Origin of the sequence: Bacillus sp. SIMBA_074, assembly GCF_046534555.1 — a bacterium.
GTDB classification, from domain to species: Bacteria; Bacillota; Bacilli; order Bacillales; family Bacillaceae_G; genus Bacillus_A; species Bacillus_A mycoides.
The window spans coordinates 1-255 of the sequence record NZ_JAWRYM010000846.1 but is presented as its reverse complement, the minus strand read 5'-3'; the positions used below and the strand labels follow the sequence as shown (position 1 = coordinate 255).

The 255-nt window shown below is 40.4% G+C and carries 1 pseudogene; it reads right to left on the bottom strand.

The annotated features are described in order from the left end of the window. A pseudogene (locus SB773_RS33135) lies at positions 1-255 on the bottom strand (ABC transporter substrate-binding protein); the annotation flags it as partial.

Genomic DNA, 255 nt, shown 5'->3' with positions numbered 1-255 from the left:
GGTTCATTTTAGACCAGGAATCGACCCCTACAAGGTTAACATCCAAAGCCATTACGTTACCTGCGAAAGTAGATAGTACTACAACACGCTTTGGATCTGCAGGAACTTCAACAGGGCCGTTTTCAGATTGGTAAGTGATGGTACCTGATTTTTCCTTTTTGGAAGTGGAGCCTTTTTCTTTTTTGGTCGACTCGTTACCACAAGCACTAATAATTAACACTAACAGCAGTATAAACGGGATCATTATCTTTTTCA